The organism is Polynucleobacter sp. es-MAR-4, from assembly GCF_018882055.1.
GTDB lineage: Bacteria > Pseudomonadota > Gammaproteobacteria > Burkholderiales > Burkholderiaceae > Polynucleobacter.
Map to the genome: position 1 here is coordinate 65,761 of NZ_JACVPF010000001.1, position 22,849 is coordinate 88,609.

General features: G+C 47.4%; 22 protein-coding genes and 1 tRNA gene. 17 read left to right on the forward strand and 6 right to left on the reverse strand.

Features of this window, described 5'->3' with window-relative positions; all coding sequences use genetic code 11:
• Positions 1-184: 184 nt before the first annotated feature.
• Positions 185-766 carry a hypothetical protein gene (locus ICN16_RS00275; protein ID WP_216133061.1) on the reverse strand — a complete coding sequence of 194 codons (582 nt, stop codon included), beginning with the start codon at positions 764-766 and terminating at the stop codon, positions 185-187.
• A gap of 264 nt (positions 767-1,030) precedes the next feature.
• Here ICN16_RS00275 and ICN16_RS00280 point away from each other — a divergent pair, with 264 nt between their 5' ends.
• The 5 genes from ICN16_RS00280 (at position 1,031) to ICN16_RS00300 (ending at position 6,270) form a co-directional block, all read left to right on the forward strand.
• Entirely contained in the window at positions 1,031-1,414 is a 384-nt protein-coding gene (locus tag ICN16_RS00280; RefSeq protein ID WP_216133062.1) for a DUF1924 domain-containing protein, read from the forward strand.
• Between the two features lie 11 nt (positions 1,415-1,425).
• Positions 1,426-1,887: a diheme cytochrome c gene (locus tag ICN16_RS00285; protein ID WP_255533543.1), complete on the forward strand. Its 462-nt coding sequence runs from the start codon at positions 1,426-1,428 to the stop codon at positions 1,885-1,887.
• A gap of 8 nt (positions 1,888-1,895) precedes the next feature.
• The gene (locus ICN16_RS00290) at positions 1,896-2,570 is read left to right on the forward strand and encodes a cytochrome b/b6 domain-containing protein (protein WP_216133063.1); all 675 of its coding nucleotides are present in this window, start codon (positions 1,896-1,898) and stop codon (positions 2,568-2,570) included.
• A 59-nt stretch (positions 2,571-2,629) separates the two neighbouring features.
• Entirely contained in the window at positions 2,630-4,072 is a 1,443-nt protein-coding gene (locus ICN16_RS00295; RefSeq protein ID WP_216133064.1) for a sensor histidine kinase, read from the forward strand.
• A gap of 95 nt (positions 4,073-4,167) precedes the next feature.
• On the forward strand, positions 4,168-6,270 hold the full coding sequence (locus ICN16_RS00300) for an alkyl/aryl-sulfatase (protein WP_216133065.1): 2,103 nt from the start codon (positions 4,168-4,170) through the stop codon (positions 6,268-6,270).
• Between the two features lie 88 nt (positions 6,271-6,358).
• Here the strand turns inward: ICN16_RS00300 and ICN16_RS00305 are convergent, their stop codons facing one another.
• Entirely contained in the window at positions 6,359-7,573 is a 1,215-nt protein-coding gene (locus tag ICN16_RS00305) for a CaiB/BaiF CoA-transferase family protein (RefSeq protein WP_216133066.1), read from the reverse strand.
• A 113-nt stretch (positions 7,574-7,686) separates the two neighbouring features.
• Here ICN16_RS00305 and ICN16_RS00310 point away from each other — a divergent pair, with 113 nt between their 5' ends.
• On the forward strand, positions 7,687-8,490 hold the full coding sequence (locus ICN16_RS00310; protein WP_216133067.1) for an enoyl-CoA hydratase/isomerase family protein: 804 nt from the start codon (positions 7,687-7,689) through the stop codon (positions 8,488-8,490).
• 28 nt (positions 8,491-8,518) lie between these two features.
• On the opposite strand, the gene hemW is transcribed toward ICN16_RS00310, so the two are convergent.
• The 3 genes from hemW to rph are packed head-to-tail and all read right to left on the reverse strand — an operon-like array spanning position 8,519 to position 11,059.
• On the reverse strand, positions 8,519-9,727 hold the full coding sequence (gene hemW, locus ICN16_RS00315) for a radical SAM family heme chaperone HemW (protein WP_370625588.1): 1,209 nt from the start codon (positions 9,725-9,727) through the stop codon (positions 8,519-8,521).
• Positions 9,720-10,310 carry an RdgB/HAM1 family non-canonical purine NTP pyrophosphatase gene (gene rdgB / locus ICN16_RS00320; protein WP_216135527.1) on the reverse strand — a complete coding sequence of 197 codons (591 nt, stop codon included), beginning with the start codon at positions 10,308-10,310 and terminating at the stop codon, positions 9,720-9,722. The genes hemW and rdgB overlap by 8 nt, the downstream gene beginning before the upstream one ends.
• A 17-nt stretch (positions 10,311-10,327) precedes the next feature.
• Positions 10,328-11,059, reverse strand: a complete 732-nt coding sequence (gene rph, locus ICN16_RS00325; protein ID WP_216133068.1) for a ribonuclease PH — start codon at positions 11,057-11,059, stop codon at positions 10,328-10,330.
• Positions 11,060-11,091: 32 nt separating this feature from the next.
• On the opposite strand from rph, the gene ICN16_RS00330 reads away from it, so the two are divergent.
• The 4 genes from ICN16_RS00330 to ICN16_RS00345 are packed head-to-tail and all read left to right on the forward strand — an operon-like array spanning position 11,092 to position 15,315.
• Positions 11,092-12,033: a YicC/YloC family endoribonuclease gene (locus ICN16_RS00330; RefSeq protein ID WP_216133069.1), complete on the forward strand. Its 942-nt coding sequence runs from the start codon at positions 11,092-11,094 to the stop codon at positions 12,031-12,033.
• Positions 12,034-12,054: 21 nt separating this feature from the next.
• Positions 12,055-12,705 (forward strand): guanylate kinase, encoded by a 651-nt coding sequence (gene gmk / locus ICN16_RS00335; protein WP_216133070.1) that lies wholly within the window; start codon positions 12,055-12,057, stop codon positions 12,703-12,705.
• A gap of 45 nt (positions 12,706-12,750) precedes the next feature.
• Positions 12,751-12,954, forward strand: a complete 204-nt coding sequence (gene rpoZ / locus ICN16_RS00340) for a DNA-directed RNA polymerase subunit omega (RefSeq protein ID WP_011902918.1) — start codon at positions 12,751-12,753, stop codon at positions 12,952-12,954.
• Positions 12,955-12,969: 15 nt separating this feature from the next.
• Positions 12,970-15,315: a bifunctional (p)ppGpp synthetase/guanosine-3',5'-bis(diphosphate) 3'-pyrophosphohydrolase gene (locus ICN16_RS00345; protein WP_370625589.1), complete on the forward strand. Its 2,346-nt coding sequence runs from the start codon at positions 12,970-12,972 to the stop codon at positions 15,313-15,315.
• 16 nt (positions 15,316-15,331) lie between these two features.
• Here ICN16_RS00345 and greB read toward each other — a convergent pair whose 3' ends face one another.
• Positions 15,332-15,832 carry a transcription elongation factor GreB gene (greB, locus tag ICN16_RS00350; RefSeq protein WP_216133071.1) on the reverse strand — a complete coding sequence of 167 codons (501 nt, stop codon included), beginning with the start codon at positions 15,830-15,832 and terminating at the stop codon, positions 15,332-15,334.
• Positions 15,833-15,850: 18 nt separating this feature from the next.
• On the opposite strand from greB, the gene ICN16_RS00355 reads away from it, so the two are divergent.
• The 7 genes from ICN16_RS00355 to ICN16_RS00385 all read left to right on the forward strand — a co-directional run bounded on the left by ICN16_RS00355 (position 15,851) and on the right by ICN16_RS00385 (position 22,839).
• Positions 15,851-15,927 (forward strand) — tRNA-Arg (locus ICN16_RS00355).
• Between the two features lie 89 nt (positions 15,928-16,016).
• The gene (locus ICN16_RS00360; protein WP_216133072.1) at positions 16,017-17,189 is read left to right on the forward strand and encodes an ABC transporter permease; all 1,173 of its coding nucleotides are present in this window, start codon (positions 16,017-16,019) and stop codon (positions 17,187-17,189) included.
• Complete coding sequence (locus tag ICN16_RS00365) at positions 17,189-17,956, forward strand: ABC transporter ATP-binding protein (RefSeq protein ID WP_216133073.1); 768 nt, start codon at positions 17,189-17,191, stop codon at positions 17,954-17,956. Before ICN16_RS00360 ends, ICN16_RS00365 begins: the two co-directional genes overlap by 1 nt.
• Positions 17,953-18,867 carry an MlaD family protein gene (locus ICN16_RS00370; RefSeq protein ID WP_216133076.1) on the forward strand — a complete coding sequence of 305 codons (915 nt, stop codon included), beginning with the start codon at positions 17,953-17,955 and terminating at the stop codon, positions 18,865-18,867. Before ICN16_RS00365 ends, ICN16_RS00370 begins: the two co-directional genes overlap by 4 nt.
• On the forward strand, positions 18,864-19,529 hold the full coding sequence (locus ICN16_RS00375) for an ABC-type transport auxiliary lipoprotein family protein (protein ID WP_255533544.1): 666 nt from the start codon (positions 18,864-18,866) through the stop codon (positions 19,527-19,529). The genes ICN16_RS00370 and ICN16_RS00375 overlap by 4 nt, the downstream gene beginning before the upstream one ends.
• A gap of 41 nt (positions 19,530-19,570) precedes the next feature.
• A complete protein-coding gene (locus ICN16_RS00380) occupies positions 19,571-20,356 on the forward strand; it encodes an SDR family oxidoreductase (protein ID WP_216133078.1) in 786 nt (261 codons plus the stop codon).
• A gap of 11 nt (positions 20,357-20,367) precedes the next feature.
• On the forward strand, positions 20,368-22,839 hold the full coding sequence (locus ICN16_RS00385) for an ABC transporter permease (RefSeq protein ID WP_216133079.1): 2,472 nt from the start codon (positions 20,368-20,370) through the stop codon (positions 22,837-22,839).
• Positions 22,840-22,849 lie beyond the last annotated feature (10 nt).

A 22,849-nucleotide genomic window follows, 5' to 3' on the forward strand; every position in this document is an offset into this window, starting at 1 on the left:
ATGGGGTAGAGTGGGCTACTCAGGAGTAGGGTCAGCCTTTAAAGCCATATATTTAACGGGTTTATGGGCAAGAGTAGAGTGTTTTGGAGGGGCAAAATCTAGACACCTCTTCCGCCAAATAAAAAACCCCAGCAATCACTTGCTGGGGTTTTGTCTTTCTAGTAACTAGAAAAGATTTATTGCATTACTTCTTAGCAGCTGGTGCAGTAACTACTGCAGCAATTGCTTCTGTGTAAACCACTTTAACTTGGTCGTTTACAGTAATATCTTTCATCAAGTCAGGATTCTGAACTTTAACTTTGAAGATATTTCCTTGTGGGCCTTTTAAAGACACAGTATTTTTAGCTGTATCAATTGCTTCAACGCTAGCAGTAGCAGTAACGGTATTAGTAGTGATCATGCCTGGCTTGTCGCCTTGTGGGGCAGTAGTGGTGCTAGTAGTAACTTGCTCACTAGTGGTACCTGGGTTTTTCACCTTAACCAATTCAATCGCTACAGCGAGTTCGTAAACAACGTCAAAACGGTCGCCAACTTTAATTTCAGCAAAGTTCTTTACTTCAGGGCCAGCAACAACAGTAGATTCACCGTCTTTATTTTTCAAAGTAACAGTGCGAGTTGCAGCATCAATCTTGATTACTTCACCGTCATAGATGAGGGCAGCTTCTTGAGCGGCTACACCAGCGATAGGTGCTTTTGGCTTGGTGAGGAAAAGGTATGCGCCAACTGCGATAGCAGCGATGACGATAGCAATGATGATTTTTTTCATAATGATTTAGTCCTTAATATTAATCATGTGCAACACCCTTTCAGGAGTGATGCGGTAATAGGCAAAAGCTAATAAATAGCGATTCTGTCAATTGTATTACTCATATCAGTAATCAGAAAGGTTGCTGTGCTCAATTGACCCAATATTCTTGAAATACTTGACTATTCTGCTTATCTATCAGGATTGGCTTGTCATATCTTGGGCGCATACTGATGGTAATAGGTGAATAAGTAAATAAGTAAATAAGTAAATAAGGAAATTGGTATGTTGTCTAGAAGATCGGTAGTTGGTATTTTGCTTGCAATGAGTTTTAACGCTATTGCGGCAACGCCTCAAGACTTGCTGAAGTCTTATGAGGCTCAGTCTGGCAAGGCATCACCTGCTAGAGGCGAGCAGTTCTTCAATGCCAAGCATGGTAAAGAGTGGAGCTGTGCGTCCTGCCATGAAAATCCCCCAAATCACGACACTAAACACATTGTTACTGGGAAGGTGATTAAACCGTTGGCCCCTAGTGCTAATCCTGCACGCTTTACGGATGAGGCCAAGTCGGACAAATGGTTTAAGCGTAATTGCAATGATGTGCTTGGTAGAGACTGCACCGCGCAAGAAAAAGCAGATGTTCTCTCTTGGTTAATGACTGTGAAATGAATCTCACCAATATGAAAAAAACTATATTCATTGCTGCCTCCTTGCTGCTGGCATCTTCATCCACGTTTGCCGCCAAAATGGCAATGCCTGCAGATGCGCCAGCTTCATATGAGGCTGAGTGCGCAAGTTGCCATATGGCCTATCCGCCAGCGCTATTAAGCGAGCAAAGCTGGAAAAATGTAATGTCTAGTCTGTCAAAACACTTTGGCACCGATGCCAGCGTGGACGCAAAGACCCAAGCTGAAATTACCAGCTGGTTAATAAAGAATGCTGCCACTCGCCAGAAGTACAGCGAGACTGCCCCTGAAAACCGCATCACCAAAACATCTTGGTTTATTCGTAAGCATGATGAGGTGAGGGTGGACGTATGGAAGCGAGCAAGCATTAAGAGTCCCGCTAATTGCGGTGCTTGTCATATTGATGCTGCTAAAGGCATTTTCAGCGAGAGCAACATCAAGATCCCAGCGAAATGAGTCACGAAATGAATGAGTCAATCCATGATGCAGTTGGTGCCACCGGCAAAGTAAGAGAAGCCATCATGGTGTGGGATATGCCGGTGAGGGTATTTCATTGGCTCTTAGTAATTTGTTTCGCAGGAGCTTGGCTCAGTTCGGAGAGCGAGCGATGGGCCATGATTCACTATGCATTTGGATATACCGCGTGCTTACTGGTTCTCATTCGCTTGGTATGGGGTCTTATTGGCACCCGCTATGCCAGATTTAGTCAATTTCTGAGAAGTCCAAAGGCGGTGCTTGAGCACTTTATGGCGATGTTGCGTGGTCACCCCCATCACGATGTTGGTCACAATCCGGCAGGTGGTCTAGTGATGTTTGCGCTGATGCTGCTCATCCTCGTCATTGGCTTAACTGGCTATCTGTCGGTGAAAGAGTTTTTGGGTAACTTTGTATCAGAGGCTCACGAAGCAGTTGCAAGCTTGGTTCTCGGCCTAGTCATCGTCCACATCATTGCTGCGGTAGGCATGAGTGTGATTGAAAGACAAAATCTCGTGAGATCTATGGTGACGGGTAAAAAGAAGGGTATGCCAGAGCAAGGAATTCGGTATCCGCAATATCTGATTGGCGCTCTCATTTTTCTTGGTTCGCTGTACTTCTTCTATCTGACCCTGAGCGGTGGCTTGCCCAGCCTGACTCAGTAAAAGTATCCCCGCTGGAAGATTGAGATCGGGGATGTCTGCCTCGTTGTACGATACACAGTATGAAGCTCCTGATTGCCCTGTATTTCTTTATTCTGGCCACGATTCAGTTGGGCCTGCTATTGGGTATTTATCACTATCACCGCTCCCAAAGCGAACTCAGACCAAATCCGTACTGGATGGGTTCATTAATATTAAATATTCTTGCCCTGGCGATCTTTGGTGGCGGCACCATGGTAATTCAGAGTATCGAAAAGCCAGAATTTAATTTCACGATCGCGAACTCGCTGTTTTATATCGCCGCCGTTTTTCAGCTCTTATTTTGCAAATCACTGCTTGCTCCAATTAGTAAGCGTCTGCAGTATGGCTTTGCGTTTTCCGTCGCGATTTTTATTCCAACCTTCGAGTTTCTTCGTGTTTATGGAAACTACGAGATGCGCACTACATTTATGTGCGCGATAGGGATCATATTCTTCTCTTGGCAAATTATGATGCTCAGGCGCAAAAGAAGTTTAGAGCCTTCACAGCAGTTAATGTATATGCAATACGCAACTGCAGTTGAGCTATGTTTTTCCTTAGGTCGCCTAGGGGTTTTAGCTTCAACCGGTTTTACTATTAGCAAGGTGGAGCAAATTCCACAACTATTAGTATTGCTGACTGTTGCTCAGTTGGTTATTAATACGCTTTCTTACATTGCACTTGGGGGTTATTGGGCGGAAAGGGTCGCCCTGGCAAACGCAAAATCCAAAAGTGAAAATAATGAAATTAAAGCCTTATTAATCGAGCGCGAGAACTTAATCTCCAACTTACTTAAAGCTAATAAAACTGCCGCAACAGGCGCTTTGTCAGCCTCTATAGCCCATGAGCTCAATCAGCCCTTGGGCGCATCACAGCTCAATATTCAGTTTCTACAGAAGAAGTTGGCGGAAGGGCACCTGACTCCCGAACAAAATAAAGAGGTATTGATTGCGCTGCTAGCCGACAATCAGCGCGCCTCAAACATTATTCAATCGCTGCGCTCGATATTTTCTGATGGCAAGATTGGCGTCGAGCAGGTAGAGCTTGACGAATTAATTGAATCCGTTCTGAAGATTGCTAAGCCAGAAATTCAGGCGAAGAATATTCAAGTGGTGCTTGATCTTGACTCGCATTCTTTAATCAACGTGAATCGTGGTGAGATCCAGCAAGTACTCCTAAATCTTATTAATAACGCTATCCAAGCTCTCAGCGAATCTAATAGATCTTCTCGAACCCTGACCCTTGAGAGTCGGGATGTTGTTGATGGTGTGAGTCTGCGGGTTGCGGATAACGGCAGCGGCATCTCTACTGCCGTGCAGGGCCATCTATTTGAGTTGCTCTCGAGTAGCGATAAACGTTCCGGCATGGGCTTGGGCTTGTGGCTTTGCCAGCATATTATTTCTCGTCATGGAGGGCGCATTCTGTATCAGGATGCCGCTGGCGGTGGCGCTGAATTCAACATCTTTTTGCCAGCTATTCAGGAATAGATCATTAGCTCTATGGCTAATTGCCTGTAGCCAGCACACTCTTTACATTCCTAGAGTACCTTTTCTACCAATTTTCGCTTCAATTCAAGGCTTTTATGAAAACCAAACTCACGCTAATTGCCATATCCATGGCACTACTTTCTGGTAATGCTGCTATTGCTGCTGGCGGAGGTGGGGTGGTGGTTGACCCTGGCGCAATGCAGGGCAAGCATTTTGATCCTAAAGGCAAGGCGCCTTCAACATTTACTGTAGATCTGCAAAATGGTTTGCGCAAAACTCTACCGTTTGAAGATAAGAGTGATTTTGAAGAATCCAAGAGAGGGTTCATTGCTGCCCCTACTTATAAAACCATCATGGCTGATGCAGGTAACGTTGCCTGGGATATGGGTAGTTATGAGTTCTTATTACAAGGCAAGGACTTCGATAGCGTTCATCCGTCTTTACAGCGCCAGGCAATTCTGAATATGGGCTATGGCCTCTATGAGGTCGTGCCAGGAAAGATATATCAAGTTCGTGGCTTTGACTTATCCAATATTAGTTTTGTTAAAACCAATACCGGTTGGATTGTCTTTGATCCATTAACTTCAAAAGAGACCGCGAGAGCAGCTCTGGAGTTGGTAAATGAAAAGCTGGGCAAGCGCCCAGTCGTGGCAGTGGTGTACTCCCATTCGCATGCTGACCACTTTGGTGGTGTGCGTGGTGTAGTGGATGAGGCGGATGTGAAGAGTGGCAAGGTGAAGATCATTGCCCCAGCTGGCTTTATGGATCATGCTGTAGCTGAGAACGTCTACGCCGGTAATGCTATGACACGCCGCTTGTATTTCCAGTATGGCGTTTTATTGCCGCGTAGCCCATTTGGCCACGTTGACCAATCCATTGGTAAAAATACCGCTGCAGGAAACCTGGGCTTAATTGAGCCAACTATTTTGATTAATGAGCCATTTGAAAAAATGACAGTGGATGGCGTGGAGATGGAATTCCAAAACACGCCGGGTACAGAAGCGCCTGCTGAGATGAATACCTACTTCCCGCAGATGAAAGCGTTCTGGGCTGCTGAGAATATTACTGGCACTATTCATAATATTTACACCTTGCGCGGTGCGCTAGTACGTGATGCTTTGGCATGGTCAAAGAACATTAATAATGCTTTATATCGCTATGGCAATGAAGCTCAAGTGATGTTTGCTTCGCATTCTTGGCCGCGTTGGGGCAATGATCGAGTTCAAGAAGTGATGCGAACACAGCGTGATAGCTACGCACACCTAAACAATGAAGTACTCCATTTGGCCAATAATGGCGTAACAATTAATGAGGTGCATAACGTTTACAAGCAGCCTGAGAGCTTAAAGTCTCAATGGGCAGCACATAGCTATCACGGCTCAGAAGAGCACAACAGTCGCGCTGTTATCAATCGTTATCTAGGTTACTGGGATGCCAATCCTGCCACCTTGATTCCTTTATCGCCAAAAGACTCTGCACCGCTGTATGTAGAGATGATGGGTGGCTCTGCCAAGATCATGGCTAAGGGTAAGCAGCTCTATAAGCAAGGTAAGTATCGTGAAGCGATGGAGATCGTGAACAAGTTGGTTTATGCAGAACCTAACAACACGGCAGCCAAAGACTTACTAGCGGATATTTTTGAGCAAATTGGTTATCAAAAAGAAAGCCCTAGTGTGCGCAATAGCTTCTTGGGCGCCGCCTATGAGTTACGTCACGGCATGCCTTCTGGTGCATCACCAAAGACCAATGGTCCTGACATGATCAGAGCGATGACTACTGAGTTATGGCTCAATGCCCTGGCAATCAGCATGGATAGCAAAAAGGCTGCTGGCATGAAGTTCACTATGAATTTGAACACCCCAGATAATGGCGAAAAGTTTGTTGTGGAGATGAGTAATTCTGCGCTGACCAATATCAAGGGTTATCAGGATAAAAATCCCAACCTGACTATTACTGTGAATCGCAGTGACTTAGAGAAAGTCATGGGTGGTCAAACTACCTTTGAAAAACTCCAAGCCGAAGGAAAAGCCAAGTTTGAAGGTGATCGTAAAGTGTTTGATCAATTGCGCAGCACGATGACTAGCTTTGCTCCAGACTTTGAGTTGATGCCAGGTACGAAGGCTAAGAAAGCTCCGCCAGCTCAACCAATCAAAGACCCGTTTGAAGCTCCTCCGATTGCCAATTCAGATGGTGCTTAAGGAAAGTTAAATTGGAATTAGGTCGGTGATGAGTAATAAAGAATGGGCTCCTAGGAGCCCATTCTTTTGTCTGCAGCAGATTAATTATTCAGGCCGCAAAAGCTCCGCCGTCTTCCAGTGCCTTCAGATCACTTCCAGCAATACCCAATTCCTTAAGTATCTCATTGGTGTGCTCCCCAAGAAGCGGGGGATGTCTAGATACCTGTTGAGGAGTGCCCATCATCTTGACTGCGAATCCAATATTAGGAACTTTGCCTTCAATCGGATGATCAATTTCCATGCGCATCTTGCGATGTTGTCCATGTTCGCTATCGAATGCTTGAGGGTAGGTATTGATCGGTCCAGCGGGAATGCCGGCAGCTAAGAGAGTGTCGACCCATTCCGCACTTGTTTTAGTGGTGAAGGTCTTTTCAAGTTCAGTTGCCAGGATCAGACGATTAGCTAAGCGCAGTGGGTTGGTTCTGAATAGCGGGTCTTCAAATAGCTCGGGACGGCCAATTTTGTCGCAGAGAAGTTTCCAAAGCTTTTGATTGGTAGCGCCCATGACAAAGTAACCATCAGAGGCTTTCATGGCTTGGTAGGGCGCACTCATATGATTGGCGGTACCTAGCTTGTAGGGCTCAACCCCAGTTCCCCAGTATTGCGCTGTATCCCAAATAGAGAATGCCAGCGCTGAATCAAAGAGGGAGGCGTCAATAAATTGACCTTCTCCGGATTTGGTTTTGCCAATGTAAGCAGACAGAATTCCGTAGACCGCAAAGAGTGCGCAGCCAATATCGGCAACAGGAACACCTGCTTTTACTGGGGGGCCATCTGGATAGCCGGTAACGCTCATGACGCCAGACATAGCTTGCGCCATCAAATCAAACCCAGGGCGGTCAGCCCATGGGCCTGTTTGCCCAAATCCTGAAATGCTGGCGTAGACCAAGCCTGGGTTTAGATCTTTAAGTGACTGATAATCGATACCGAGTTTTTTCATGACCCCGGGTCGATAGTTTTCTACCAAGATGTCGGCAGTCTTCACTAATTCAAAGAACACTTTTTTGCCGGCATCGGTTTTGAGATTGAGGGTGACGCTACGTTTGTTGCGATTCATATTCAGAAAGCCCATGCTATCTGAACCTTTCATCTTGAATCCCATGGCGCCACGAGTTTGGTCACCTGTCCCTGGAGGCTCAATTTTGATGACATCTGCACCGAGGTCGGCAAGCAACATACAGCAGTAGGGACCTGCCATGACTTGACTCACGTCAAGCACTCTCACGCCCGCTAGCGGTAGCGGTTTGCTATTTGAAGCGTTCATTTTGTCTCAATTATTTTTATGTTTAGAATGAAGTGCTAATAATAGCTGTCAATATAAATCAAATAGAGAGACCTTGTTGTGAGCCTGCATCATAGGCTTCATTGATCAATGCCATGGCTAATACCGAAGCTTCCAAATCACCGTCACTTGCCGAAGTTCATTTAGAGCTTCGTAACGGTATAGCGTTCATTACCTTTGATCATGTTGCTGCGCGCAATGCAATGACAGCAGGCATGTATCAAAGCTTAAAAACGATCTGTCAAGATTTGACTAAGAACTCTGGAGTGCGGGCAGTGATTCTGCGTGGCGCTGGCGGTAAATCATTTGTGTCTGGCAGTGACATTGCTCAGTTCGCTTCATTTCAAAATGGCGAGGATGGTATTCGGTATGAGGAGGGGATTGATGACTATCTTGCTCCATTAGCCATGCTACCCATGCCATCCATTGCCGTTATCGATGGCATGGCAGTTGGGGGTGGACTTGCTATCGCGAGTTGCTGTGACTTCAGAATCTCCACGCCGGATGCTCGCTTCGGCGTCCCCATCGCCAAGACACTGGGTAATTGCTTATCTGCCGGGAATGTCGCTTGGCTTACTGCACATCTTGGTATCAATATCGTCAAACGGATGCTGCTTTTGGCGGAACTGGTTTCTGCTCCAGAGCTCATCAAACAAGGCTATCTATTGGCTACATATCCTGCCGAAGATCTTGAGCATGAAGCAAATCAGTTGGCTGAACGTTTAATGAGGCTAGCACCCATTACGCAGAAATCCACCAAACAAACTCTAGCAAGACTCATCAAAAATAATATGCCGGATTGCAATGATCTTATTCGGGAGTGCTATGGCAGTGAAGATTTTAAGAATGGGGTTGCCGCATTCTTGGATGGGAAACCGCCTGTCTGGACTGGCAAGTAATCTCAGTCCAAAAATTCAATCATCAGACTTATAAAAACATCTCTTGTAAATTATTGAGATAGCGCAAACCTTGTTCAGTAGCCTTAAGCTTATTGGGGTTTGAATCCAACAAACCTTTTTTACTTGCTTCATCCAATCCTTTTGCAACCACATTGAGTGGCAAGCCAGTGCGCTCTCCAAATGTCACAGTGTCTACACCATCAGTCAGGCGCAATGCATTAAGCATAAATTCAAAAGGCAGATCTTTGGCATCAATCTCTTTGGATTCGATCAGGGCATTTCCTTTGGACTCCATCGCCTGCATGTAAGTCTCGGGATGGCGCTCGCGCACTTGCCGGGTAATTTTATCTGGTAAGGAAACCTTACCATGGGCTCCCGCGCCAATACCGATGTAATCACCAAAGCGCCAGTAATTGAGATTGTGTTTGCATTCTTGATCTTTCTTGGCATAAGCAGATACCTCATAGCGTCGATAACCCGCTGCCTCCAGAAGGGCTAAGTTCTGCTCAAAGATCGCATCAATCTCATCTTCGTTCGGTAGCTTAGGGGGGAAATTGGCAAAGTAGGTATTGGGTTCAAGCGTCAAGTTGTAAAAAGACAGGTGCGGAGTTTTAAAGGAGAGGGCGGTTTCAATATCAGCCTTCGCTGCTTCCAAGCTTTGATTTGGTAAGCCATACATCAAATCTAAATTGACCGACTTGAAGTGTTGCAAGGCAATCTCAATCGCGCGCTTGGCTTCATTGCCATTATGAATACGACCCAAAGCTTTCAATTGAGCATCCTGAAAACTCTGGATGCCTAGAGAGACGCGATTAATTCCGGATTTGGCAAAAGCGGCAAACTTCTCTGCTTCCACTGATCCGGGATTGGCTTCCATGGTGATTTCACAATTGGGCTCTAAGTTAACGCGTGCACGAACGGCTGAGAGTAAGTAATCCATGCCTTCAGGAGAGAGCAGGCTCGGAGTGCCGCCGCCAATAAAAATGCTATGAACTTGGCGACCCCAGGTACGAGGTAATTCAGTTTCTAAATCGGCAATTAAGGCATTGATATAGCGCGCCTCATCAAAGCCTTGCCCATTTTTAGAGTTCTCACTCCGATCTTTAACCTGATGCGAATTAAAGTCGCAGTAGGGGCACTTCTTTTCGCACCAAGGGAAGTGAATATATAAAGATAAGGGTGGCAACGCTTTGAGTTGCGGCTGACCTATCAACGCAGGCTTCAGGGAATTAAGCACGGCTTTGTAATTGCGCAATCAATTCGCGCAATGCCTGGCCGCGGTGGCTGATGAGATTCTTCTCTGAGGGCTCAAGTTCTGCAGCAGTACTCCCAAGCTCAGGCAAAAGGAAGTGAGGATCGTAACCAAACCCATGGCTGCCTTTAGCTTCGTCGATAATCTGCCCATACCAACGGGTTTGCACAATCAGCGGCTCTGGATCATTGGCACTATTAACCATCACTAGAGCGCAAACATAATGCGCTCCACGATCTGCTTTCCCTTTCAGAGCTGCAATTAATTTTTGATTGTTAGCGGCGCTATCCCCATCAACACCTGCATAACGCGCTGAGTAGACTCCAGGCGCACCATCTAATGCATGGGCACAAATTCCGGAATCATCGGCAAGAGCAGGTAGGCCACTAGCTGCGCTGGCATGACGTGCTTTAGCCAACGCATTCTCAACAAAGGTCTGATGCGGCTCTTCTGCTGCCGGAATGCCCAACTCACCCTGAGGGATAACCTGAAAATGAAACGGTGCCAAGAGTTCCTGGAACTCTCGAACCTTACCGGGATTGTTAGAGGCGAGAACGAGTTTTTGCACCATCTACCCTTGATCTTTTATTTAAACGCTTCTTTTTGGAGTTGCGTTAAATCCGCAATACCTTGCTCTGCTAAATCTAAGAGCGCATTTAATTCGGTGCGGGAGAACGCTGCGCCTTCAGCAGTGCCTTGCACTTCAATCATGCCGCCTTTACCAGTCATGACGACATTCATATCGGTATCGCATGAAGAGTCTTCTGGGTAATCCAAGTCAAGAACAGGAACGCCTTGATAGATGCCCACGGAGATCGCAGCAACACTATCAATGATCGGATCGGCTTTGAGTGCACCACTTTGCAGGAGAGTGTTAATCGCATCGCGTGCTGCAACATAAGCGCCTGTAATCGATGCAGTTCGGGTTCCACCATCGGCTTGCAAGACATCGCAATCTAAGTGGATGGTTCTTTCGCCCAAGACTTTCAGATCAAAGACGCTACGCATTGCACGGCCGATCAAACGCTGAATTTCTTGTGTACGACCAGACTGTTTGCCTCGTGCAGCTTCACGATCGCTACGGGTGTGCGTGGAGCGGGGGAGCATGCCGTATTCAGCGGTTACCCAACCTTCACCTGAGCCCTTTTTATGAGGGGGTACCTTTTCTAGAACGCTGGCGGTGCAGAGCACCTTAGTGTCACCAAATGCAATCAGAACCGAGCCTTCTGCGTGCTTGGTAAAAGCCCGGCTGATGCTCACTGGGCGCAATTGGGTAGGGGTGCGGCCACTAGGGCGGGTGATGTTGGGCTTCGTCATGGGGTTTGGTCCTAAAGATCTACAATGTCCATATGATATCGAGCATGACTGGTTATGGCAGCGCTTCTCGCCAAGTCTCCCTGGGAGCTGGCGTAGTAGCTGATCTGCAAGTGGAATGTCGGGCTGTGAATAGCCGCTTTCTGGATTTGGGCTTTCGTCTTCCGGACGAGTGTCGCGCGGCTGAGCCTGCCTTACGAGAAATGGCGACTCAAAGCCTTTCCCGAGGTAAGGTCGAGTTTCGGGCTGCCTGGCGCGTTAATTCTGGCGCTGCTGGGGCTGCTAAAGCTAACCCGCATGCCTTAGGCGCCCTAAACAAGGATCGCTTAGATGCGCTCTACACCCTGCAGGAGCATGCTCAAGTCGCCTTTCCGAATGCGGAAGCATTGCGTATTGCTGATATTTTGCGATGGCCTGGAATTGTTTCTGAACCTCGGGGCGAAGAAGAGGGCTGGCTTGCCGCTACCGTTGAAGCTGGTCGCGCCGCTTTAGCTGCACTCATGGAGAGTCGTCATGCTGAAGGTAAGGCTTTGGTGACGGTACTGACTAACATCACTGCCAAGATGCGGGAGATTGTTAAGGTAATCGAGCCAAAGGTTCCAGTCTACGTTGCCCAGTATCAAGAGAAACTCACCGAGCGCCTTGCTGAGGCATTGGCCGCGCAGGAACAAGGAAAAGTGAGCAGCGGTTCTGGCACCGAGTTGATGGAGCGCATTCGTCAAGAGGTAGTGCTCTACGCGGTTCGCATTGATGTAGCAGAGGAGTTTGCTCGCCTCAAGACTCATCTTCAAGCCGTGGATACCGCGCTTGCCGGTAAGGGGCCAGTAGGTAAGCGCTTGGATTTCCTGATGCAAGAGTTGAACCGTGAAGCGAATACCTTAAGCTCCAAATCCGTTTCAGAAGAATGTACGCAAGCTGCTTTAGAGCTCAAGCTCTTGATTGAGCAGATGCGCGAACAAGTGCAAAATTTAGAGTAACTGTTATTTATACAAATTATTATGGCCAGCCCCAAACCTAAAGCTAACTTATCTCCTGCTTATCAAGGCAGTATGTTGATGATCGTTGCTCCATCAGGTGCTGGCAAATCCTCTCTAGTGAATGCCTTATTGCAAGAGGATGCAGCACTAAAGCTTTCTCTTTCAACCACAACACGTGCGCCAAGGCCGGGTGAGGTGGATGGTAAGGACTATCGCTTTGTTAAAAGAGATGAATTTATAGCTGAACGCGACGAAGGTAATTTCTTAGAGCATGCTGAAGTGCATGGTAATTTTTATGGCACCTCTAAGACCTGGATTGAAACCCAGATGAAAACCGGGCGCGATGTAATGCTGGAAATCGATTGGCAGGGCGCCCAGCAGATTCGTCAAATCATTCCCGAAGTGCAGTGGATCTTTATTTTTCCACCTTCCTTTGAGGCTTTGGAAGAGCGCTTGCGTAAACGTGGGCAGGACGATGAGGCAACGATTCAGAGAAGGTTGGCTGCGGCACATTTAGAGCTCCAGCATGCCCATGAAGCAGATTTCATTGTGATCAATGACGATTTTGAGCGGGCTTTAATTGATTTGCGCCATGTGGTTGCGGCCAGTCGCCTGCGCTCAGGGCCGATTATGGCTCGGAACCCTGCGCTTTTAAGGCGCCTCGGGGTCTAATCAGTTATCCTATAGGTATTGAAGCTAAATTTAAGTGAGTTCAGCATGGCCCGTATTACTGTAGAAGATTGTCTAAAAACTATCCCAAATCGTTTTGAGCTGGTATTGGCCGCGACTTATCGCGCACGTCAATTGGTTCAAGGTCACTCCCCACGTGTTGAGTCCAGAGATAAAGCAACTGTAGTTGCGTTGCGTGAAGTTGCTGCTGGTGTAACTGACCGTGACATGTTGACCAAAGTACCTTTGTAATTTAGGGGTTCCGTTGTGGAGCTCCCCTTAGGCGACCCAAACACATCGGAATCCAAAGGTCAGGTCTCGCCTAAAGAGACCGCGAATAGCGATAAGACTTCCATCATCGCCACCTTGTTGGCTCAGTCGAGCCGACATTTATTTGGCCCCACCTCTGCGCCAACATTACCTTTAAAGCATCAAGTTGTTTCTATTGATGGCCTCATTTCTAAATTAAGCTATCTCAAGCCTGATGAAGTTAATCTCATCAAGCAAGCATTTCATTTCGCTGATGCCGCCCACCTTGGTCAGTACCGCCATAGTGGTGAACCTTACATTACTCATCCTGTAGCAGTTGCCGAGCTCTGCGCTACCTGGCGCTTAGATGCATCCTCCATCATGGCAGCCTTACTGCATGATGTGATTGAAGATACGGGTTGCACTCAAGCAGACCTAGTCGGCAAGTTTGGTAGCAAAGTAGCAGAGCTTGTAGAGGGCTTAACCAAGCTGGATAAGCTCGAGTTTCAGAGTCACGCAGAGGCGCAAGCAGAAAGCTTCCGCAAGATGTTCATGGCGATGGCACGCGATGTTCGGGTGATTCTGGTGAAGCTGGCCGATCGCACACACAATATGCGCACACTCGATGCTGTGCCAATGGAAAAGCGTCGCAGGGTTGCCGCTGAAACGATCGAGATCTACGCTCCGATTGCCCATCGCCTCGGCCTGAACGTTATTTACCGCGACTTGCAAGATCTCAGTTTCCGTTACTCCATGCCAATGCGCTTTAGGGTGATCGAAGGTGCAGTGAAGCGGGCGCGTGGTAACCGTAAAGAAATGGTGGAGAAGATTTTGCAAAATGCTCGGATGGCATTTGCAAAGGCCAATCTTGAGGTAGATCTCCAGGGCCGAGAAAAAACCCTCTTTAGTATCTACAACAAAATGCGTAACAAGCATTTGAGTTTTTCTCAGGTGCTTGATGTCTACGCCTTCAGGGTTACTGTGCACTCGATTGATGAGTGCTATCGCGCTTTGGGCATCTTGCACTCTCTTTACAAGCCCATGCCGGGCAAGTTTAAAGATTACATTGCGATTCCTAAACTCAATGGTTACCAGTCTTTGCACACAACACTCTTAGGCCCATCTGGTGTGCCGGTAGAGTTTCAGATACGCACGAGCGATATGCATGCTGTTGCAGAGGCAGGCGTTGCTGCACATTGGGCCTATAAGGATGGTGGCCCTGATATGAGCGAGGTGCAAAACCGCGCACATCAATGGCTGCAATCATTAATTGATATTCAGGATAGCAGCGGGGACTCACAAGAATTCTTAGAGCACGTCAAAATTGATTTGTTCCCAGATGCGGTTTATGTCTTTACACCTAAAGGGCAGATCAGGGCATTGCCTCGTGGTGCTACCGCCTTAGACTTTGCCTATTCGATTCATAGTGATGTGGGTAACACCTGCGTAGCCGTCAAGATTAATGGCATGCAGTTACCTCTACGTAGCGAGTTAAAGAATAGCGATATTGTTGAAGTAGTGACATCGGCTAATTCTCAGCCAAATCCAGGTTGGTTGGCATTCGTAAGAACGGGCAAAGCCCGCGCCTCCATTCGCCATTCTCTTAAGACCAAGCACTATGCTGAATCTCTGCAGTTGGGTGAGCGTCTCCTGGCTAATGCTTTACGTCAGCAGGGGGTTGATGCTGGACTACTTACACCGGAGATCTGGGAAAAGTTATTGCATTGGACTGGTGACAAAACTCGTGAAGAGGCATGCGTCAATATTGCCCTGGGTCGCAGATCCCCTCAAGAGCTGGCAATTCGTTTAAAGATTCTGATTGATGATGAAGGCGGTGCAGAGCAAATGCGTTTGGGCGCGGCTGACTGGGTTTCACCGCATCAAGAAATTGCTTCACACCATCACCAGCGTCAGGCTATTTTGGTCGATGGTCGCGAAGGAAACTCCATTAGCTTTCAAACTTGTTGCCATCCGATTCCTGGTGACAACATCATCGGCTACCTTGGAAAAGGTGAGGGCTTGCAGGTTCATACTAACGACTGCCCAGTTGCTCTCAGAATGCTTTCTAAGGACAGTGACAAGTGGGTAGAGGTCGAGTGGGGCAAAGAGGTCAACCGAGAGTTTGAGGTAGACCTAGCGATCGATACACGTCAAGGAAAGGGTGTTTTAGCTAGAGTGGCAAGCAGTGTCACCGCAGCCGACTCGAACATCCTGAACGTGTCCATGGATGACCGTTATAAAGAAGATGCTGTCACCATTCGATTCACGATCCAAGTATCAGACCGCTTACACCTCTCGAAGGTGATGCGTAGCTTGCGTACAAATCATGATGTGATGCGAGTCACTCGGGTACGGGTTAGTTAAACCCTTTCACCCTCAATTAGCGGTACTGAACGTCTAGGATTTCAATTTCACTGGGGCCAGTGGGCGTCTGGATTTTGACGCAATCACCAAGGCGAGCCTTGATCAGAGCTTTGGCAATTGGGGAGACCCAGCTGACATGCCCCAGGTCCAGATCGACCTCGTCGACCCCCACGATCGTAATAGTGGTCTCTTTTCCGACATCAGCACCTTCAAGGCTTGCATAGGTCACAGTAGCCCCAAAAAAGACCTGTTCCGCATCCGCATCACCTGATTTACGGGCCTGATTGTCGACAACTACGGCAAATTCAAGGCGCTGGTTTAGGAAGCGAATCCGGCGATCTATCTCCCGAAGTCGCTTTTTTCCATAGATATAGTCCCCATTTTCAGAGCGATCGCCATTGGAGGCGGCCCAGTGAACAACCTTCACAACCTCAGGCCGATCAAGGTTCAGGAGCTGTAAAAGCTCACTTTTGATGCGTTCGTGGCCAGCAGGTGTGATGTAGTTCTTCTCTTCCATGGCATAATTATGGCTGTTGCGGCTGTAGCTCAGCTGGATAGAGTACTTGGCTACGAACCAAGGGGTCGTGGGTTCAATTCCTGCCAGCCGCACCAACCTATACAGGGCCTAGTTGAAGAACTGGGCCCTTTTTTCTTTTTTAAGCATTTCAGAGCGGTTTATTCAAATCCCTTATAGTTTGTCTATGGCTATTTCTGACGCTAATTCCACGAATGCACCTGCTCCTGTAGCCATCTGGTCGCAAACGAACGCAACGCACGCTCAAGTCACCATGAGTGGTGTGGTCAATGTGTATTCCTTGGCAGGCGTGTGGACTGATATTCGACAAAAACAAAATCTATGGCTAGGGCAGGGAAATGCCCAAAGCTGCTCCTTGGTTTTTGATGCTTCACAAGTGAGCTCTTTAGATGGATCAGCCTTTGCATTCTTAATCGATGTGCAAGAGGCTCAGCAAAAAGCAGGTGGGCAATTTGATATTCAGGGTTTAGATCCAAAGTATCAACCGCTCTTGCATGAATTTGATCCCATCAATAATTTATTCCCTGTTCCAGCCGCAAAACAAAAAAACAATTTTGTTGTCAGCATTGGAATGGCAGCCCAAGATTTCTTGGACGATGCTCGGGGTCTGATTACGTTTACCGGTCACTTGTCTGCAGACTTGGCTTGGTCGATACGCAATATCCGGCAAGTACGTTGGGGTGATTTTGTAAATGCCGCAGTAGAGGCTGGCATTTCTGCATTACCCATTGTTGGCCTAGTAGCCTTTTTGATTGGAGTCATCCTATCTTTTCAGGCTGCGATTGGTATGAAGCAGTTCGGCGCAGTTTCATTTGTAGGGCCACTGGCTGCTTTGGGTATTGTTCGCGAGATGGGCCCGCTCATCACCGCAATCTTGCTTGCTGGTCGATCATCTGCTGCATTTGCTGCGGAGATCGGTACGATGACTGTCAATAGCGAAGTCGATGCATTGGTCACTGGTGGTTTAAGCCCAATTCGATTCTTAGTGGTACCGCGAGTATTGGCCGGAATTCTGGTGGCGCCAATCTTGACCTTATTTGCCGATATCGTCAGTATTTTTTCTTCTATGTTGACGATGCAAATTTATGGCATCCCTTTTATTAATTTCTATAACGGTATGTTGGCTGCGGTTGATATTGAAGATGTGCTGTCGGGTCTTGTGAAGGCTACCTTATTTGGCGTTGTTGTCTCGGCGATGGGTTGTTTACGGGGCATGCAAACCGGTACTGGCGCAGCTGCAGTGGGTATCTCTGCAACTAGGGCTGTAGTGAGCAGCATTGTCATGATTGTTTTGGTGGACGGTATCTTTGCTTACATCTCTTACAGGACGGGCTTCTGATGGATGCATTAGATAACGCGCTTGACGTTCAAAATCTCACTGTGGGATATGGCTCTAAGATTCTGTTGCAGAACCTGAATTTTTCCGTGGCTAATGGAGAGATTTTTGTCATTTTGGGTGGATCAGGCTGTGGTAAATCAAGTCTCTTAAAGAATTTATTTGGTCTATACCAGCCGATTGCGGGGGATGTGTTGATTGAGGGTCAAAACATCACCACCGCTCAAGGAGCTGAGCGTCAAAAAATTATGACCAGCTTTGGGGTGATGTATCAGCAGGGTGCCTTGTTTGGTTCTATGAATTTGCTGGATAACGTCACCCTCTTTATGGAGGAGTACACCAAGCTAAGCCGAGATCAAATGAATCTATTAGCGCGCTGCAAGCTAGATTTAGTCGGTTTACTCCCATACGAAACCTATATGCCTAGCGAGATTAGTGGTGGCATGCAGAAGCGAGCAGCTATTGCGCGTGCGATGGCTCTTGATCCCAAGATCTTGTTCTTAGATGAGCCTTCTGCTGGCCTTGATCCAATTACATCGGCTGACCTTGATAGTACGATCCTGGATCTCTCAAAAAACTTGGGATTTACCTTTGTGATCGTTTCTCACGAACTGGCAAGTATTTATTCCATCGCCGACAAGGTGATTATGTTGGACAAGGATGCCAAAGGCATTATTGCTGAGGGTGATCCTAAAGTATTAAGAGACACCAGCAAAGATCCTCGGGTACATCAATTCTTCAATCGCATTATGAGCAAGGACGCAGCATGAGTAACAACTCCAACCCCAATTATTTCCGCCTGGGTATTTTTGTCTTGGTGGCAATCGGCGCATTGCTCACCATCATATTAATTTTTGGTTCTGGGCAGCTCTTTAAAAAATCGTTCATGACAGAAACCTACGTCAAGCAATCGGTGACAGGTCTAGATGCCGGGGCAGCCGTACGCTTTAGAGGGGTGAAGATTGGGCAGGTGACCTCTATCGGTTTATCGGGTGACATGTATGAAAAAGATGTTCCCATGATCGAGAAGCATGAATATGTTGTGGTGAGAATGCAGATTTTTGGAGATGCTATTGAGAGAAGCCATCTCGAAACTTTTATCAAAGACAATTTGCGTGCGCGTATTCGTTCCATGGGCATTACTGGTGTGAATTACGTAGAGTTGGATTTTTATCCTAAGTCTGATCAGAATTACACGCTTAAATATTCATGGCAGCCAGATTATCCAGTGGTCCCATCCATGCCAAATCAGGCTGATGAAATCATTTCTGGTATTCAGAAGTTAATTAGTGCATTGAACGGTTTAGATGTGGATGGAACTCAGAAGAAGTTTGATTCACTATTGGTCAATCTGAATAAGCTGATGGCTGGCGATGGAAAAGACAATGCCGGTCTCCTCAATTCGGTTAAAGATCTGAATGTGTTGTTGGATCGGATTGCTAAAGTGACCGATAAAGACCAGCTCAATATTCTGATGCGTGAATTGGTTGCCACCATGGTTTCTTTACGCCAAACCGTGACGAGTGTTCAGGGTGATACCACTGCAACTTTAGAGAATATTCGTCAGGCAAGTGAACAGTTGAATGAATTTACCCGTGTGGCAAGTCAATCACCATCTACCTTGATTTGGGGTGAGCCACCTGCACGCATTACGCCTCCAATGAATGGAGTTCAAAAATGATGTTCATAAAAATTCAGATGAAGAAAAACTCACCCCTCATCAAGTTTGCAGCTTGCGCATTCATCATGGCTGCATTGAGTGCCTGTTCTTTGCCAAAAAGACCAGCATTGGAAACGAGTAGCTGGATGGTTGCGCCAGAGCGTACAGGCGCCCCATATAAGCCGCGTAGCGACCTGTGGCTCAAGATGGGATCTGTTTCGACGGCACCTCCTTTTGATGGCAAGTCTTTGGTCTACCGTTTAGGTGATCAGCGCTATGAAAAGGATTTCTACAATATTTATTCCGCACTGCCAAATGAGATGGTGGGCAATGCCACTCGCCAGTGGCTTAATAACGCTCAAATCTTTTCAATGACTGTGGGGCAGGGGAATAGCTTCTTTCCTTATTACAACCTACAACTCTCTGTAGAAGAGTTTTATGGTGATTACCGGGTCCGTCCAGAGGCCGTTGTCACGGTAGAGTTCTTCCTGAGTGCAACAGATCCTCAAAAGCGCAATCCGATGATTGGTAAAAATCGATATACCAAGAGAATTGCACTCAAAGACAATACGCCTCAAGCATTGATTTTGGGTCAGCAAGAGGCCTTGGCGCAAATTTTGAAAGAGTATGAGGTAGCGCTTTATGGTTACGCCGGAAATCTGCCTCCACCCTTAGGGCAATAGTCATTCTAGAATTGCAAAAATCATAAAAAAGTGGAGAAGACATGGATTTAGGGCTTAAAGGAAAAGTGGCATTGGTAATGGCGTCTAGCCGCGGTTTGGGTCAGGCGATGGCCGTTTCTCTGGCGCGCGAAGGCGTGAAGGTAGCTGTGACTGGACGCAATCCCGAAGGGCTTAAGAAATCGGTAGAGTTAATTGAAGCGGCCGGTGGAAAAGCTTTGGCTTTAAGTTGGGATTTATCTGACCCTTCGGTCATCGATGGTTTAGTGAGTCAGGTTGAAAAAGAGCTGGGACCAATTGATATTTTGGTAAACAACACTGGCGGACCTCCTCCAACACTAGCTGCCGGACAAGATCCTGCCTTGTGGCAAAAAAGTTTTAATGACATGGTGCTGTCGCTGATCAGCATTACCGATCGCGTTCTCCCGGGAATGCGTCAACGTAAGTGGGGTCGCATTATCACTAGTACCACTTCAGGTGCGATTGCCCCTATCAAAAACTTGGCAATTTCCAATACCTTACGCGCTGCACTGTTAGCTTGGTCTAAAACCTTGGCAGCAGAAGTGGCTGCTGAAGGGATTACAGTCAATGTGATCATGCCGGGCCGTGTTGCAACTGATCGCTTGCGTCAATTGGATGAAGCACGTGCTCAACGCGAGAACGTTAGCTATGACTCTGTTGTGCAAGCCAGCTTGAAGCAGATTCCGATGGGTCGTTACGGTGATCCTCAAGAATATGGTGATACTGCCGCTTTTTTAGCAAGTCAAAGCGCTTCCTTTATCACTGGGTCAGTGATCCGTGTTGATGGTGGCCAGATTCAGGCGATCTAATCCTAGTGTTAATGAGTTTTCTGCGGGGCATTCGGCGGGACCTTCGTTCTAGCGAGCTGCTTGCCCTGTTGGTTGCACTCACGCTTTCAGTGGCTGCCTTATCGAGCGTCAGTTTTTTGGCTGATCGGATGCAGCGGGCCTTTCAGTTTGATGCCCGCCAGCTGCTTGCCTCGGATCTATTGTTGGTCTCTGATCAACCTTTGACCGAGCGCTTCATCCAAGAGGTCAAAGCACGCCAACTGAGCTCAGCTCAAACCATTGTCTTTCCAAGCATGGCGACAGTGGGTAAGCAAAGTAAGCTGGCCTCTCTTAAGGCTGTAAGCGCTACCTATCCTTTGCGTGGCTCCTTAGAGGTCTCACCTTCCCAAGCAAGCTCAACTCCACCAGTTGGTTCAGTCTGGGTAGATCCTGCGATGCTGAATGTGCTGCAGGCTAATGTCGGTGATCAGATGCTATTGGGAGATAAGACATTCTTGATTAGCGGGATCTTGCAGAGAGAGCTTGATCGAGGTGCCGGTTTTATGAACTTCGCGCCACGCGTCATGATGGCCCTGGACGATTTACCGTCGACAGGTCTGATTGGTCTTGGTAGTCGCGTTACCTATCGTCTGCTGCTGTCAGGCACCGATCAAGCCATCTCTGCTTATGAGCAGTGGGCTGCCCAATGGATTGAATCTGAGGGCCTCAGGGGAGTGCGTATTGAGACCTTAGAAAATGCGCAGCCGGTGATGCGAAAAACTCTGGAGCGGGCAGAGCGCTTCTTATCTTTAGTGGCTCTACTCACCGCAATGGTAGCTGCTGTCGCTATTGCCTTATCGGCACGTCGTTATGTATTAAAGCAGGCCGATGTTTGTGCTGTTATGAAATGCCTTGGGGCAAGTCAAAAGACGATTCTCATCAAGCAAATTAAAGTATTGGGCACTCTGTGTTTATTAGCTGCCTTTATGGGGTCCGCGATTGCTTACGGAGTTCAAGAGATATTGATTCGTATTTTGGGTAATTTGGTGTTTTCTAATCTACCCGCGCTCTCCCTCTGGCCTTTAGCTTGGAGTATTTTATTTTCCTCTTGCCTGTTAATTGGTTTTGCCGGACCACCTCTGTTTAGTTTGGTCATGATTTCACCGGTACGGCTGATTCGGAAAGAATTGGGTTCCTTGAATATCAAGGTGCTTTGGGTGGCGCTTTTTGGTCTGATTACTTGCCTTGCCTTAATAGCCATCGCAGCGCAGGATTTGAAATTGGCCTCTTGGGTCGCCCTGAGCTTTGGTTTGGCTGTAGCACTTTTTGCTCTTGTATCTTGGGGTGTTCTAAGCATCCTGAATCTACTTTTTTCTCAATGGAGCGCCAAGAGTTTTGCGCTGCGTTTTGCACTTACTGCACAGGCGCGGCGATCTGGATTTGCGGTAATGCAGATTACCGCATTGGGCATTGCTTTGATGTCTTTGTTGCTCATTCTTTTACTTAGACAAGATTTATTGGCTACGTGGCAGGGCAACATTCCAGTTGATGCGCCGAATCGCTTCATGATTAATGTTCAGGAAGATCAAAAGCTAAGCATTACTCAGTCGCTACTTGATGCGGGTGTAGCAAAGCCTAGCTTTAGCCCCATGGTGCGAGCACGCTTGATTGAGGTAAATGGGAAATCTATTGGACCCAATGATTATGTTGATGAAAATGCGCGTCGCTTAGTTGATCGTGAATTCAATCTGTCTTATACCGAGCAATTGCCTGATGGTAATCGCATTACTGCGGGCAAATGGATTGGGGGAAGCGCGCCACAGGTTTCATTGGAAGCTGGAATTGCAAAGACCTTGAAGTTGAAGCTCGGCGATCAGATGACTTTTGAACTTGCCGGCGAAAGAGTGAGCGCGCCAATCACCTCTCTACGTAAATTGGATTGGAGTTCAATGAAGGTGAACTTCTTTGTCATCATGCCACCTGCAATGCTTGCGGAAATGCCGCAATCGTGGATTACCTCTTACTATCAAGGCCCTCAAATTGAAGGGCTTGACTACCAACTTGCGCAGAGCTATCCCAATCTGACCATCGTAGATGTGGCAACTTCATTGCAACAAATACAAGATGTACTGGAGCGGCTATCTTCGGTGTTGGGCTTATTGTTTGCTTTCACTATTTCGGCGGCAATTTTGGTTCTAGTGGCTGCCATTGCAGCAACGCAGGATGAGCGCTTTAGAAGTGCAGCCTTGCTGAAGGCAGTGGGTGCATCGCGCGCCTTGCTTGGAAAGATTGCTTTGGCGGAACTCTTGATTATTGGAGTGCTAGCGGGAGCCTTGGCTGGACTGGCTGCTGGAATAGCTGCGTGGGCACTCGGTTATTTTGTACTTGAGATTGAATTCAATGCATTCGCACAGTCTTTGGCGATGGGGATTTGCTTTGGGGTTATTGCTTGTCTCTTGGCGGGTTTTCGCTTTCAAAGAAAAATTCAAACCGCTACCGCTATGGAGTGTTTGCGAGAACTTTAGAGTCCACGCA